The sequence below is a fragment of the Kocuria sp. KRD140 genome (genome assembly GCF_017168375.1).
Taxonomy (GTDB): Bacteria; Actinomycetota; Actinomycetes; order Actinomycetales; family Micrococcaceae; genus Kocuria; species Kocuria marina.
In genome coordinates this window covers 286,599-301,316 of sequence record NZ_JABFAW010000001.1, presented here as the reverse complement: position 1 = coordinate 301,316, position 14,718 = coordinate 286,599, and the positions used below count along the sequence as shown (strand labels likewise).

The 14,718-nt window shown below is 69.2% G+C and carries 13 protein-coding genes; 9 read left to right on the top strand and 4 right to left on the bottom strand.

Features of this window, described 5'->3' with window-relative positions; genetic code table 11:
- Positions 1–24 precede the first annotated feature (24 nt).
- From gcvH to J1M36_RS01295, 5 genes are all read left to right on the top strand, one after another.
- On the top strand, positions 25–411 hold the full coding sequence (gene gcvH, locus J1M36_RS01315) for a glycine cleavage system protein GcvH (protein ID WP_064845761.1): 387 nt from the start codon (positions 25–27) through the stop codon (positions 409–411).
- A 34-nt stretch (positions 412–445) separates the two neighbouring features.
- Positions 446–889: an FHA domain-containing protein gene (locus J1M36_RS01310; protein WP_064845760.1), complete on the top strand. Its 444-nt coding sequence runs from the start codon at positions 446–448 to the stop codon at positions 887–889.
- 8 nt (positions 890–897) lie between these two features.
- On the top strand, positions 898–1,653 hold the full coding sequence (locus J1M36_RS01305) for a MerR family transcriptional regulator (protein WP_064845759.1): 756 nt from the start codon (positions 898–900) through the stop codon (positions 1,651–1,653).
- Positions 1,650–2,162, top strand: coding sequence for a bifunctional nuclease family protein (locus tag J1M36_RS01300; protein WP_064845758.1), 513 nt, complete (start codon positions 1,650–1,652; stop codon positions 2,160–2,162). The genes J1M36_RS01305 and J1M36_RS01300 overlap by 4 nt, the downstream gene beginning before the upstream one ends.
- A 237-nt stretch (positions 2,163–2,399) precedes the next feature.
- Positions 2,400–2,942 (top strand): MerR family transcriptional regulator, encoded by a 543-nt coding sequence (locus J1M36_RS01295; RefSeq protein WP_064845778.1) that lies wholly within the window; start codon positions 2,400–2,402, stop codon positions 2,940–2,942.
- A 35-nt stretch (positions 2,943–2,977) separates the two neighbouring features.
- On the opposite strand, the gene J1M36_RS01290 is transcribed toward J1M36_RS01295, so the two are convergent.
- Positions 2,978–3,817: a ParA family protein gene (locus J1M36_RS01290; RefSeq protein WP_206478425.1), complete on the bottom strand. Its 840-nt coding sequence runs from the start codon at positions 3,815–3,817 to the stop codon at positions 2,978–2,980.
- A gap of 280 nt (positions 3,818–4,097) precedes the next feature.
- On the opposite strand from J1M36_RS01290, the gene J1M36_RS01285 reads away from it, so the two are divergent.
- Together J1M36_RS01285 and J1M36_RS01280 are read left to right on the top strand one after the other, a co-directional pair.
- Positions 4,098–7,547, top strand: a complete 3,450-nt coding sequence (locus J1M36_RS01285; protein WP_064845756.1) for a pyruvate carboxylase — start codon at positions 4,098–4,100, stop codon at positions 7,545–7,547.
- Positions 7,548–7,606: 59 nt separating this feature from the next.
- Complete coding sequence (locus tag J1M36_RS01280; protein ID WP_064845755.1) at positions 7,607–9,034, top strand: mycothione reductase; 1,428 nt, start codon at positions 7,607–7,609, stop codon at positions 9,032–9,034.
- Positions 9,035–9,104: 70 nt separating this feature from the next.
- Here the strand turns inward: J1M36_RS01280 and J1M36_RS01275 are convergent, their stop codons facing one another.
- From J1M36_RS01275 to J1M36_RS01265, 3 genes are all read right to left on the bottom strand, one after another.
- Complete coding sequence (locus J1M36_RS01275) at positions 9,105–10,913, bottom strand: long-chain fatty acid--CoA ligase (protein ID WP_206478423.1); 1,809 nt, start codon at positions 10,911–10,913, stop codon at positions 9,105–9,107.
- 167 nt (positions 10,914–11,080) lie between these two features.
- On the bottom strand, positions 11,081–11,494 hold the full coding sequence (locus J1M36_RS01270; RefSeq protein ID WP_035961177.1) for a hypothetical protein: 414 nt from the start codon (positions 11,492–11,494) through the stop codon (positions 11,081–11,083).
- Positions 11,491–12,282 (bottom strand): alpha/beta fold hydrolase, encoded by a 792-nt coding sequence (locus J1M36_RS01265; protein WP_206478422.1) that lies wholly within the window; start codon positions 12,280–12,282, stop codon positions 11,491–11,493. Before J1M36_RS01265 ends, J1M36_RS01270 begins: the two co-directional genes overlap by 4 nt.
- A gap of 120 nt (positions 12,283–12,402) precedes the next feature.
- On the opposite strand from J1M36_RS01265, the gene J1M36_RS01260 reads away from it, so the two are divergent.
- Both J1M36_RS01260 and J1M36_RS01255 read left to right on the top strand, forming a co-directional pair.
- Positions 12,403–13,278: a lysophospholipid acyltransferase family protein gene (locus tag J1M36_RS01260; protein ID WP_318281345.1), complete on the top strand. Its 876-nt coding sequence runs from the start codon at positions 12,403–12,405 to the stop codon at positions 13,276–13,278.
- Positions 13,279–13,287: 9 nt separating this feature from the next.
- On the top strand, positions 13,288–14,682 hold the full coding sequence (locus J1M36_RS01255) for a class II 3-deoxy-7-phosphoheptulonate synthase (RefSeq protein WP_064845750.1): 1,395 nt from the start codon (positions 13,288–13,290) through the stop codon (positions 14,680–14,682).
- Positions 14,683–14,718 lie beyond the last annotated feature (36 nt).

Below are 14,718 nucleotides of genomic sequence, written 5' to 3'. Positions count from 1 at the left end.
GAGTCGTGCCCTAAACTGACCGACATGACCAACATTCCCGCGGAACTCGCGTACACCGAAGAACACGAGTGGGTCGAGGACCTCCACGAGGACAACACTTTCCGCGTGGGCATCACGGACCACGCACAGAACGAACTGGGCGAGGTCGTGTTCGTCCAGCTACCGGAGGTCGGGGACACCGTCTCCGCCGGGGACGTGGTGGGGGAGGTCGAGTCCACCAAGTCCGTGAGCGATCTCTTCGCGCCCGTCAGCGGCGAGATCGTGAGCGTCAACGACGACCTCGTGGACAACCCCGGCGCGCTCAACGAGTCCCCGTACGGATCCGGCTGGCTGTTCACCGTGCGCGTGGACTCCTCGGATGCCACCGGGCAGCTATTGGACGCCGATGCTTACCAGCAGTTGCTGGACTGAATACGCCAACTTCACGTGAGGTGAGGGAACCCTGATGTCGAACCATGAGAAATCCGGTACCCAGGCGGGTCCGGAGACCACATCCATCCAGATCGTGGGGGATGTGCTGGCCCATGCCGCTCACCACAAACTTTCCGAGAGCGAGCAGAACGCGGTGGCCTCCCTGCCCCCGGGCTCCGCGCTGCTGCTGGAGACGAACGGCGGGCTGACCGGTGCCCGGTTCCTGCTGGACCGGGACGAGATCGTCGCGGGTCGTCACCCGGCGTGCTCGGTGTTCCTGGACGACGTCACGGTGTCCCGCCGTCATGTGGAGTTCATCCGACGCAGCGGTACGTTCGAGGCAGTGGACCAGTCCTCCCTCAACGGCACCTACGTCAACGGTGACCGGGTCGCCACCAAGGTGCTGGAGAACGGCGACCAGGTCCAGATCGGCAAGTTCCGGTTTACGTACTACCACTCCGTGCAGAACGGTTCCTGACGCGCTCCATGCCTGATTCCGAACGACCGCAGATCCCGCGGGTGGGTATCGGGGCGTTACTGCGCCGATTGCAGCCGCAGTTCCCTGAACTGACCGCGTCCAAGGTGCGCTTCCTCGAGGACCAGGGACTCGTGCACCCGTTGCGGAGCGCCTCGGGGTACCGCAAGTACTCCCACGAGGACGTCGCCCGGTTGGAGACCGTGTTGACGCTGCAGCGTGAGCGCTACCTCCCGTTGCGGGTCATCCGTGACCGCTTGGACCGGGGCGAGGATCCCGCGCAGGACACCGAGCGGCAGGAACCGGGGACCGGACGCTCCGGGGACGGCGTCGACCCCGAACCCACTTCACCGGTTCCGGACGGCGGTCGGCGGTACACCCTGCGCGAGCTCGCGGCGCGGTCGGGCACGGACGTGCCGCTGCTGCGGGAACTGCTCAACCACGGCCTGCTCGTGGAACGGGTCGGCGCGTTCGACGGCCACGCACTTACCGTGGCCGTGGCTGCGGGCAAGCTCAACGGGTACGGGATCGAACCGCGGCACCTGCGGGTGCTGCGGGGCGCCTCGGAGCGCGTGATCGCCCTGGTCGAGGGCAGCATCTCACCGTTGCGCAACCGCAGGGACCCCGAGACGCGGCGGAGGGCCGTGCAGCGGGCTCGAGAGATCGCCTCGCTGTGCCTCACCGTGATGACCGCGCTTGTGACCTCGCAGGTGGAGGAGACGGTGCAACCGTTCGCCTCGCCGGACACGGACGGGAGCGCGCAATGAGCCCGAACGTGCGCATGGAGATCGCCGGGGTGCGCATGGACGTGCCCACGGGCCAGCCCGTGGTCGTGCTGCGCGAACTCCAGGGCGCCCGGCGTCTACCCATCTGGATGGGGACCAACGAGGCCACGTCCATCGTGTTCGCGCTGCAGGGCATCGAGCCCCCGCGCCCCCTTACACACGATCTCCTGTTGTCCGTGGTGGACCAGCTCGGGCGCAGCGTGCGGGACGTCGTGGTGCACACGGTGGAGAACACGGTGTTCCACGCGGCCATCTCCTTCGACGACGGCACCGTGGTGGACGCCCGCGCTTCGGACGCCCTCGCGATCGCCGCGCGCACGTCGTGCCCCATCCTGTGCGCCGCGGCCGTGCTGGACGAGGCCGGTCTGGTGCTCAGCCCGGACGGGGAGCTGCGGGAACAGGCGGGGGACCAGCCGCAGGAGGCCGAGGCCCAGGTCCGGGAATTCCGGGATTTCCTGGACCACGTGGATCCGGACGATTTCCAGTCCTGATTCCACCCCGTCCGGGCCCCGTGCGGGTAGGCTGACGACACGGGCCCGCCCGTGGACAATGTCTTTGACCCGCTCCACCCGTGGGTTTACCGTCGAGGAGGCGTCAGCGAGCTGGTGCCCGTGTCCGGGGGATCGGACACCCCTACCCACGCATGAGGAGGACGCTTGAGCAATCCGGAGCTGCCGCTGGACGCGGCACGGCTGCGCGCATCTTCCCTCGCCGGCGGCACCCAGGAGATGTTGTTCACTGACAACCTGGGCGGCTACGACGAGACCGTGGGCTTCCGTGGTCCCACCGCGTGCAAGGCCGCGGGGATCACGTACCGCCAGCTCGACTACTGGGCCCGGACCGATCTCGTGGAACCCACCGTGCGCGGCGCCAAGGGTTCCGGGTCGCAGCGGCTCTACAGCTTCCGGGACATCCTGGTGCTCAAGGTCGTCAAGCGCCTGCTCGACACCGGTGTCTCCCTGCAGCAGATCCGCTCGGCGGTGGGCGCGCTGCGGCTGCGCAACATCGAGGACCTCACGCGGTTGACGCTCATGTCCGATGGCGCGAGCGTCTACGAATGCACGTCCCCCCACGAGGTCATCGACCTGGTCCAGGGCGGTCAGGGCGTGTTCGGGATCGCGGTGGGTCGGGTGTGGCGCGAGGTCGAGGGCACGCTGGCCTCCATGCCGGGCGAACACACGAGCCTGGACGGGGCCCCCGCCGCGGATCCGTTCCCGGAGGACGAGCTGTCCGCCCGGCGCGCACGCCGTCGCAAGAAGAACGCGGGCTGACCCGCCACCGCACCCCGCCGCCGCGGGTTGCGGGATCAGCGCGTGAGGCCCGCCAGAATGGTGCCGAAGCGCTGCGCGAGATCCTGAGCCGGGGCACCCGGCCAGCGGTGGACGGGCCACGCGGCCCCCTGGATCTGCTGCATCACGGACAGGTCCGGCAGCACGGGATCCACCACGAGCGGTCCGAACAACTCCTGCAGTTCCCGCATGCGGTGACGCTGTTCGACCGAGTCGTCGCGCACGCGGTTGATCACCACCCCGGCCTCCGGGACGGCCCAGATCCGCGAGGTCTCGAACTGCGCGAGCGCCGTCATGGTGCGCTTGGTACCCGCCACGGAGAACAGGGACGGCTCGGCCACGGAGAGCACCTTGTGGGACGCGGCCCACGCCATGCGGGTCAGCGCGCTCAGGGTGGGCGGGCAGTCGATCAGCACGAGCTCGTAGCGGGCCAGTCCCCGCAGCGCGGTCTCGAGACGCTTGAGGTCCTTGCTCCGGAACGCGGCGTGGTCCAGGTGCGACGACGCCGCGGAGCCGGGTGCCACGTCCAGCACGGCTCGTGCGCCGTCCCCGGTCGATGACCCGTCGGCAGGCGCGCCCGGGCCCGCGGGCACGGTGTGCGGGGTGATGGGATGCTTGGTCCACGAGGACGCCGTGGCCACGGAGGCCAGTGCACCCTTGCGGGGGCGGCGCAGCACGGTGCCCACCTCGTGCCCCGGGCGGGCGTGGACGCCGAGCGCCGTGGAGGCGTCGCCGTGGGGGTCCAGGTCCACCACGAGCGTGGGGACGTGTGCTTCGAGAGCGGCGGAGGCCAACCCCAGGACCACGGAGGACTTGCCCACCCCGCCCTTGAGGCTGCTGATGCTGACGATCTGCACGGATCACCCTTCTGTCACCTGAAATGGGGGCTGTCCACCAGCCTGTTCCATGCTAGTGGGTGGATCACCGCACGTCGCGAGCCGGGCCGGGCGGTGCCGCGCGGCGTCGTCGTCATGAGCGGTAGGTGTCACCACGAGCGGCGGATGTTGCCTGGACCGGCGCAGGGGACACGACATCCGGGCTACCCTACCGAGGCGTGGCTCACGTAAGCTGTCCCGGTAGTCGTCTCCTCACTCAGTGCGCGGGCCCCACAGGGCGCCGCGTGCGGAAACGGTAGTCATGTTCTCCAAGATCCTGGTGGCCAACCGCGGCGAGATTGCCATTCGCGCGTTCCGAGCGGCGTACGAACTCGGCGCCAAGACCGTTGCCGTCTTCCCGTACGAGGACCGCAATTCGATCCACCGCCAGAAGTCGGACGAGGCCTACCACATCGGGGAGGAGGGCCACCCGGTCCGCGCGTACCTGGACGTGGCCGAGATTGTGCGCGTGGCCAAGGAGTCCGGGGCGGACGCCATCTACCCGGGCTACGGTTTCCTGTCCGAGAACCCGGACCTGGCGCGCGCGGCCGAGGCGGAGGGCATCACGTTCGTGGGTCCGCGCGCCGAGATCCTGGAACTCGCCGGGAACAAGGTCGAGGCGTTGCGGGCCGCGCGGCGCGCGGGCATCCCCACGCTCGAGTCCTCGGACCCCTCCTCGGACAAGGAGACGTTGATCGAGGCCGCGGAGAAGATCGGCTTCCCGGTGTTCGTCAAGGCGGTCGCCGGTGGCGGTGGCCGCGGGATGCGGCGCGTGGAGAAGCCCGAACAGTTGGCGGAAGCGCTCGACGCCGCGATGCGCGAGGCGGACACCGCGTTCGGTGACCCCACCGTGTTCATCGAGCAGGCCGTGTTGCGTCCGCGGCACATCGAGGTGCAGATCCTCGCGGACAATGAGGGCAACATCGTGCACCTGTTCGAACGGGACTGCTCATTGCAGCGCCGGCACCAGAAGGTCATCGAGATCGCCCCGGCACCGCACCTGGACGAGGAGATCCGTGACGCCCTGCACCGGGACGCGGTGAAGTTCGCCAAAGAGCTCGGCTACGTCAACGCGGGCACCGTGGAGTTCCTCGTGGACACCGCGGGGGAACGCGCGGGGCAGCACGTGTTCATCGAGATGAACCCCCGGATCCAGGTGGAGCACACCGTGACCGAGGAGATCACGGACGTGGACCTGGTCCAGTCCCAGTTGCGCATCGCCGCCGGTGAGAGCCTGGACGACCTGGGCATCTCGCAGGACGCGCTGCGCGTGCGCGGGGCCGCCCTGCAGTGCCGCATCACCACGGAGGATCCCGCCAACGACTTCCGCCCGGACGTGGGGAAGGTCTCGGCCTACCGTTCCGCCGGTGGCGCCGGTGTGCGCCTGGACGGCGGCACGCTCTACGCGGGCGCGGAGATCTCCCCGCACTTCGACTCGATGCTCGTGAAGCTCACGTGCCGCGGACGCGACTACACCACCGCGGTGCACCGCGCCCGCCGTGCGCTCGCCGAGTTTCGCATCCGCGGGATCGCCACCAACATCCAGTTCCTGCAGGCCGTGCTGCACAATCCGGACTTCCTGGCCGGGGACGTGGCCACGGACTTCATCGAGAACCACCCGGACCTGCTCAAGGGCAAGGGCTCGGCGGACCGCGGCACCCGCGCGCTGAACTACCTCGCGGAGGTGACGGTCAACAAGCCCCACGGCGAGCGCATCGACGGCATGGACCCGCGCGACAAGCTCCCGCACTACCCGGGGGACAAGCGGGACGAACCCTTCCGCAGCCCGTTCGACGGTCCGTCCTCCCACGAGGTGCCCTCCGGCTGGCGCCAGGTGCTCCAGGAGCAGGGGCCCGAGGGCTTCGCGCGCACCCTGCGGAACTACGAACCGCTCGCAGTGACGTCCACCACGTTCCGTGACGCCCACCAGTCCCTGCTGGCCACCCGTGTGCGCACCCGCGACCTGCTCGCGGCGGCACCCGCGTACGCGCACCTGCTGCCGGGGCTGCTCTCGGTCGAGGCCTGGGGCGGTGCCACGTACGACGTTGCGCTGCGCTTCCTGGGGGAGGACCCGTGGGAGCGGCTGCGGCTGCTGCGCGAGGCGATGCCGAACATCCCCATCCAGATGCTGCTGCGCGGGCGCAACACCGTGGGGTACACGCCGTACCCGGTGGAGGTGACCAACGCGTTCGTCGCGGAGGCGGCCGAGACCGGCGTCGACATCTTCCGGATCTTCGACGCGCTCAACGACGTCGAGCAGATGCGCCCGGCCATCGAGGCGGTGCGGGCCACGGGCACCGCGGTGGCCGAGGTGACCCTGTGTTACACGGGCAACCTGCTCGACCCGCAGGAGAACGTCTACACGCTCGACTACTACCTGGACCTCGCTCAGCAGTGCGTGGACGCCGGCGCGCACATCCTGGCGATCAAGGACATGGCGGGGTTGCTGCGCCCGGAGGCCGCGCGGCGTCTCGTGGCGGCCCTGCGCGAGCGCTTCGATCTGCCGGTGCACCTGCACACCCACGACACCGCGGGCGGGCAGCTCGCCACGCTGCTCGCCGCTGCGGAGGCCGGGGTCGACGCCGTCGACGCCGCATCCGCGTCCATGGCCGGCACCACGTCCCAGGTCTCGGGCTCCGCGCTCGTGGCCGCGCTCGAGAACACGGACCGGGACACCGGACTTGACCTGGACGCCGTGAGCGACATGGAGCCCTACTGGGAAGTGGTGCGCTCCATCTACAAGCCCTTCGAGTCCGGGCTGACCGGGCCCACCGGCCGCGTGTACCGCCACGAGATCCCGGGCGGGCAGCTCTCAAACCTGCGCCAGCAGGCCATCGCGCTGGGGCTCGGGGAGAAGTTCGAGGCGATCGAGGACATGTACCACGCCGCGGACCGGATGCTGGGGCACCTGGTCAAGGTCACGCCGTCGTCCAAGGTGGTGGGCGACCTCGCCCTGCAGCTCGTGGGCATGGACGTGGACCCCGCCGAGTTCGAGGCCGATCCCCGCAAGTTCGACATCCCCGACTCCGTGATCAACTTCCTCGCCGGCGAGCTCGGCACCCCGCCCGCGGGCTGGCCGGAACCGTTCCGCAGCAAGGCGCTGGAGGGACGCACCGTGCACCTGGCGGACGAGGAGCTCTCGGAGCAGGATGTCGAGGAGCTCGCCCAGCCGGGCGAGGTGCGCCGCGCGGCCCTGAACCGGCTGCTTTTCCCCGGCCCCACACGCGACTACCAGAACTCGCGCACCAAGTACGGGGACATCTCCCTCCTGCACACCCGCGACTTCCTGTACGGGCTGAAACAGGACCACGAGCACGTCATCTCGCTCGGCAAGGGGGTGCGGCTGCTGGTCACCCTGCAGGCGATCTCCGAACCGGACGAGAAGGGGATGCGTACGGTCATGGTGACCCTCAATGGTCAGCTGCGCCTGCTCGAGATCCGCGACGAGTCGGTGAAGTCCCAGGCCGTGGAGACCGAGAAGGCGGACACCTCCAAGCCCGGGCACGTGGCGGCACCCTTCGCAGGTGCGGTCACGGTCACGGTCTCCGAGGGGGCAAAGGTCGCCGCGGGGGACTCAGTGGCCACGATCGAGGCCATGAAGATGGAGGCGTCCATCACTGCGCCGGTCTCGGGCACGGTCTCCCGCGTGGCACTTGCGGACACCGCGCACGTCAGCGGCGGGGACCTGGTGCTGGTGATCGATCCCGAGTGACGGATCCCGCCGCCCCGCCTGTCCTCGGACGCGCGGGGCGGCGGCCTAGGATGGGGCACATGCGTTCTTTCGACCTGATCATCGTGGGCTCCGGCTCCGGCAACTCCATCCTTACAGACGAGTACGCGGACCTCGACGTCGCCATCGTGGAACCCGGCCGGTTCGGGGGGACGTGTCTGAACGTGGGGTGCATCCCCACCAAGATGTACGCGTACCCGGCCACCGTGGGGGACCAAGCGCGGGACGCCATACGGCTGGGCCTGGACGCCGTGATCGAGGGTGTGGACTGGCCCGGCATGCGGGATCGCATCTTCGCCCGGATCGACGCGATCTCCAAGAACGGGCTGCAGTACCGCGAGTCGCTCGACAACGTCACGGTGATCCAGGAGTACGTGCACTTCGTGGAACCCAAGGTCCTCGAGACCGAGTCCGGGCAGCGGATCACCGCCGATGAGATCGTGCTGGCCAACGGTTCGCGGGTCAGCATCCCCGACGTGCTGGGTACCGACCTGCCCGGGGTGCATACCTCGGACACCGTGATGCGCCTGGACGAGTTCCCCCGAGACGTCATCGTGGTGGGCGGCGGGTACGTGGCCGCCGAGTTCTGCCACGTTTTCCGCGGACTGGGCGCCTCCGTGACCCAGCTCAACCGTTCGCAGCGCTTGTTGCGCGAACACGACGACACGATCGCCGAACGCTTCACGCGCGAGGCCGCCGAACAGTGGGACCTACAACTCGGGTGGACGCTCTCCGGGATCGAGCGTGCCGAGGACGGCCGCCTGACGGTGTCGGCGCAGGCCTCCGACGGTTCCGCACAGCACTGGGACGGCACCGCCGACGTCGTCCTGCTGGCCACGGGGCGCGTCCCCAATGCGGACACGCTGCGCCCGGAAGCCGCCCACCTGGACGTCACCGGCGGCGGTCTGCTCGCCGTGGACGAGTACCAGCGTGTGCTCTCGGACGGGGAACCCGTGACCGGCGTGTGGGCCCTCGGGGACGTGTGCTCCCCGTACCAGCTCAAGCACGTGGCCAACGCCGAGGCCCGCACGGTCTCCCACAACGTGGTGCACCCGCAGGATCTGCGCGCGACCGATCACCGCTACGTGCCGTCCGCGGTGTTCACTGAACCGCAGATCGCGTCCGTGGGCATGACCGAGGTCCAGGCCCGCGACTGGGCCGCCCGGAACGACGAGCGGATCACGATCAAGGAACAGGACTTCGGGGACGTGGCCTACGGCTGGGCCATGGAGGACCACGCCGGGATCTGCAAACTCATCGCGAACGCCCGCACCGGCGAGCTGCTGGGGGCACACCTCATCGGCCGCGATTCCTCCAACCTGATCCAGCCGCTCGTCCAGGGCATGTCCTTCGGGCTGCGGGCCCACGAAATGGCACGCGGCCAGTACTGGATCCACCCCGCGCTCGCGGAGGTGGTGGAGAACGCGCTACTGGGTCTGGACGTCCCCGGGCAGCGCACGGAGGACTAAACCGGGCCCCCGGAGCCCGGTATGCGAAGCGCAGTTCCTGGCCCGGGCACCCCACGGCGTCGGCGGGCTGTCAGCGCGCGTAGATGTCCTCGATCTCGCGCGCAAAGTCCTGGGCGACCTTGGCCCGCTTGAGCTTCATGGACGGAGTGAGGTGGCCGTCCTCGATCGTGAGGTCACGGTCCAGGATGCGGAAGGCCTTGATGCCCTCCGCGCGGGAGACCTTGGCGTTGGCGTGGTCCACGATCTTCTGGACGTGGTCGATGACGGCCTCCTCGCGTGCGGCCCGGTCGACGCTCATGTGCGGATCCAGCCCGAGTCCGGGCAGCACCTTGGGCAGCGTCTCGGGGTCCAGGGTGATCAGGGCGGCCACGAAGGGGCGGTCGTCCCCGACGACCATGATCTGCCCCACGGTCGCGGAGGCGCGGATGGGGTCCTCGAGTTGGTTGGGGATCACGTTCTTGCCGCCCGCGGTGACGATGATCTCCTTCTTGCGCCCCGTGACCGTGAGCAGCCCCTCGTCGTCCAGGTGGCCCAGGTCCCCGGTGGCGAACCAACCGTCGAAGAACGCCTCGGCGGTCTTATCGGGCAGCCCGTGGTAGCCCTTGAACACGTTGGCGCCGCGCACGAGGATTTCCCCGTCCGCGGCGATCGCGACTTCGTTGCCGGGGATCGGGTGGCCCACCGTGCCGAGCCGGTTGAGGCTCGGGAAGTTCGCCGCGATGGGGGCGGTCGTCTCAGTGAGCCCGTAGCCCTCGACCACGTACACACCGATCCCGTTGAAGAAGTGCGCGAGGTAGTCGCCCAGACTCGCACCCCCGGAGACGGCATAGCGCACGTCCCCGCCCATGGCCTGGCGCAGCGTGGAGTACACGAGCTTGTCGTAGAGGCGGTGGCGGGCTTCGAGCAGCGGCGGCACGGGGCCCTTCACGGCGGCGCGTGACCACGCGACGGCGGTCGCAACGGCCCGCTCGAAGATCAGCTTCTTCACGGGCGAACCGGTCTGGGCCTTGAACCGCGCGCCCACCAGAATCTTCTCGAACACGCGGGGCACGGCCAGGATGAACGTGGGCTTGAACCGGGCGAGGTCCTCCATGAGGTGGGAGACATCCGGCGTGTGGGCCAGGGTGATCCCGGCGTCCAGGGACGTGACCTCCACGAACCGGGCGAACACGTGCGCGAGCGGCAGGAACATGAGGGTGCGGGACCCCCCGGCCATGACGGCACCGGCCACCGGGATGGTGTTCTGCGAGCACGACACGAAATTGCGGTGGGTCAGTTCGCAGCCCTTGGGCGCACCCGTGGTCCCCGAGGTGTAGATGAGGGTCGCGACGTCGTCCAGGGTCACGCCGTCGTAGGGCGTCTGCAGATCCGTGCGGTCGGCGCCGCCCGCGATCATGGCCTCCAGGGAGTTTTCGCTGGAGGCGGTGTCGAAGACGCAGATTCGCCGGGCGGCCGCGAACTCCGTGATCCCGGTGGCCCGCTGCACGCGTTCGGCCAGTTCGTCGGTCTCCACGAAGATCGCCACGGCCTGCGAATCAGACATGATGTGGGCGATCTGATCGGGGGAGGACGTGTCGTAGACGGGCACCGGCACTGCGCCGACCCACCACAGGGCGAAGTCCACGAGCGTCCACTCGTAGCGCGTGCGGCTCAGCAGGCCCACGCGCTCGCCGGGGCGGATGCCCTTCGCGGCGATCCCACGGGCCAGGGCCACGACCTCGTCACGGAACTGTCGCGCCGTGACGTCCCGCTCGCGCCCTTCTGCGAGCACGGTGTACAGCACCGTGTCGGGTTTCTGCTCGGCGCGTTCGGCGAGGATGTGGGCGATGCCGGGGTACGGCAGGGGATCGACGATGGCCGGGGCGCTGACGCGTCGCATGGAGGGGCACCTTCCTGATGGGAACGGCTCTCAGCCTACTGTGTGTCGCGCCTCACTCCCGGCATATACTGGACGTGTCCACCACATGACGGCGACCCCGGCAGGATTGTGGCGGAGACGCCCGCGTCCGGGGAGCCGGTCCCGCTGGAACGCGCCGCGCGGACGCGTCAGACGACGGCGCCGTCGTCGTCCTCGGGGGAGTCCTGCGGCAGCGCGCGGAAGACCAGGTACAGACCCGTGACCAGACCCACGAGGCCCAGCAGCCACATAACCGGGGGCAGGGGACCGGGCAACAGGGCGAGTCCGACCATGATCACGATGACCGCGAGCACGGTGCTCAGGGCGCGCAGCATGGCGGGGGAGATCCCGCTCGTAACGGGCCCGGGATCAGGCTCGTAGCGTTCGTCCTCCCGGGTGTCCCGCAGTTCGACGGGGATCTCCTCGGCCGGTTGCTCGCGGGGCTCCCACGGGAAGTCCTCGGCCCACGGTTCGAGGTCCTCGTCGTCGCGGGGGACGTCGTCCCACGAGTTGCCGCGGATGATCCGCTCGAACGGGTCCTCCGGTGGTTGGCGTGAACTCACGACGGGTCCTCGGGGAGGAACTGCTCGCCCCGGGACAACCGCTGGACCGCGTCCCGGGAGATCCGTTCGAGCAGTGGGGCATCGTGATCCAGGGTGGCCACGTGGTAGCTGTTCTGCAGATCGACCACGCGGACGTCCCCGGAACTGTGCTCGGCCACCAGGTCCGCGGAGCCCCCGGAGACGATGTGGTCCACCTCGGAACGGAACACCACGGTGGGCGCGGTGATCGCAGGGAGCATGCGCACGGTCCGGTGCATCAGCACGTTCAGCTGCGCGACGGCGGCGAGGGGCGTGCGGTCGTAGGTGGACTCCAGGACGTCCTCCTTCTTGACGTCGCCACCGATCCCGGGCAGGGACGCGACCACGGGACTCAGCAGGTGACTGAACCGCGCCATCCGGTTCACGAGGGACAGCGCGGGGTTCACGAGCAGCACCCCGGCGACCTCCCGCCGGGCTGCGGTGTGCAGGGCCAGCGCGCCGCCCATGGACAGCCCGCCCACGACCACGCGGTCGTGCTCGCGGCGCAACGCCCAGTACTGTTCGTCCACGGCGTCCCGCCAGGCCTGCCATGGTTGTTCGGCCAGTTCCTCCCACTGCGTCCCGTGCCCGGGCAGCAGGGGGACGCGCACGCCCGGGTGGGCTCCGGCGTCGTCGGTGGCCTCGTGGACGGCGTGCGCCCAATCCCGCACGGAGGCCGTGGTGGCCGTGAAGCCGTGCAGTAGGAGGACCCCCACGGAGGAGGAGCCGGGAAGGTGCAGGGGGCCGTGGAGTTGCTGATCGGAGAACATGGCGCCATTGTGCCAGCCGCCGCGAGAACTCGTGAGAGAATGTGGCGGAACAAAGGCACGGTGCCGCGTGTGCGCACCGGTGCACGGCCGGGCCACCGCGGGCATCCGATGACTCCCGCGATGACGAAAGGGCTCCCGCTCATGGTGTACATGTTCTTGAAGACCTACGTGGTGGGCCCCGTGGTCAACCTGGTGTGCCGACCCACCGTGGTGGGTCTGGAGAACGTCCCCGAGCACGGCCCCGCGATCCTCGCGAGCAACCACCTGTCCGTCCCGGACGCCGTCTTTATGCCCGTGGCCGTGCCGCGCCAGGTGTATTTCCTGGCCAAGTCCGAGTACTTCACGACCCCCGGGCTCAAGGGGCGCGTGATCGGCGCGTTCTTCAAAGCCATCAACCAGATCCCCATGGACCGCAGGGGTGGCAAGGCCAGCGCCAAATCGCTCAGTGCCGGTGGCCAGGCACTCGCCGAGGGCAAGCTGATCGGGATCTACCCGGAGGGCACACGCTCCCCGGACGGTCGGCTCTACAAGGGGAAGATCGGTGTGGCCCGCCTCGCGCTGGAGACCGGGGCCCCCGTGATCCCCGTGGCGATGTTCGGCACGGACAAGATGCAGCCCCTGGGCTCACGGTTCCCGGATCCGCGCCGTGCCAAGGTCACCACGGTCTTCGGTGAGCCCATGGACTTCTCGGACCTGATGTCCCGGCGCGGGGACCACGCGACCATGCGCCGCGTGACGGACGAGATCATGGCCGCGATCCAGAAGATCTCTGGCCAGGAGATGGCGGACGTCTACGCTGCCGATCACAAGCGCGCGCTCGCCGAGGAGAAGACCGCAGCGCTCAAGAACCAGGCCCGCGACGTCGTCGAGGCCACCCGGGACAAGGGACGCGCGGTCACGGACGCCGTGTCCCAGCAGGCGAGCAACCTGGGCGCCAAACTGCAGGGACGTTCACATGACGGAACGGACGAGCGCGGTCCCAAGGAATCCGCCTAGACTGTCCGAATGAGTTCCATAACCCTGCCTGAACAGATCCGAACCGTGTCGTCCCCCTCCCCGAGCGCGGCGAACTATCCCGGCCTGGACGAGTGGCGGGACAAGACGATCGGTCAGCACCCCCAGTGGGCGCAGCACCCCGACTTCGCGAGCAGCATGCAGGAGCTCAACGCCGTCCCGCCCCTCGTGTTCGCGGGGGAGGTCGACCGGCTGCGCGCGCGCCTGGCCCAGGTGGCCAACGGTGAGGCGTTCTTCCTGCAGGGCGGCGACTGCGCCGAGACGTTTGCCGGTGCCACCGCGGACAAGATCTCGGCCCGGGTGCGCACGCTGCTGCAGATGGCCGTGGTGCTCACGTACGGCGCGTCGCTGCCCGTGGTCAAGATGGGGCGCATGGCGGGGCAGTTCTCCAAGCCGCGTTCGTCCAACGACGAGACCCGCGACGGCGTGACCCTGCCCTCGTTCCGTGGGGAGATGGTCAACGGTTTCGACTTCACCGAGGAGTCCCGCGTCCACGATCCCAAGCGGATGGTGCGCGGTTACCACACGTCCGCGTCCACGCTGAACCTGATTCGCGCCTTCACCCAGGGCGGGTTCGCGGACCTGCGCCGCGTGCACGCGTGGAACATGGGCTTCGCGGCCAACCCGGCATACGCCCGCTACGAGTCCATGGCGCGCGAGATCGACCACGCGGTGAAGTTCATGGCCGCGTGCGGCTCCGACTTCGACGCTCTCAAGACCACCGAGTTCTTCGCGGGTCACGAGGCGCTGCTGCTTGACTACGAGCGTGCACTGACCCGCATCGACTCCCGCACGAACCTGCCGTACGGCACATCCGCGCACTTCCTGTGGATCGGGGAGCGCACGCGCGAACTCGACGGCGCGCACGTGGACCTGCTCTCCCGGTTGCGCAATCCCATCGGCGTCAAGCTCGGCCCGTCCACCACGGGCGACGACGCCCTGCGGCTCATCGATGCCCTGGACCCCGAGCGCGAGCCGGGTCGTCTGACGTTCATCACCCGCATGGGTGCCAAGAACATCCGCGAGAAGCTGCCCCCGGTGATCCAGGCCGTGGAGGCGTCGGGTGCCAAGCCCGTGTGGGTCACGGACCCCATGCACGGCAACACGGTCTCGCTGCCCTCGGGGTACAAGACCCGCAACTTCGACGACGTCGTGGATGAGGTCCGCGGCTTCTTCGAGGTGCACCGCGCGCTGGGTACGTTCCCGGGCGGCATCCACGTGGAGATGACCGGTGACGACGTCGCGGAGTGCCTGGGCGGGTCCGACCCGGTCAACGAGTCCTCGTTCGCCGAACGCTACGAGACGCTGTGCGACCCCCGGTTGAACCACATGCAGTCCCTGGAGATCGCGTTCCTTGTCGCGGAGTACCTCTCCCAGCAGAACTGATCCGTTGACATGCGATGACCCCGGCACCGTTGGTGC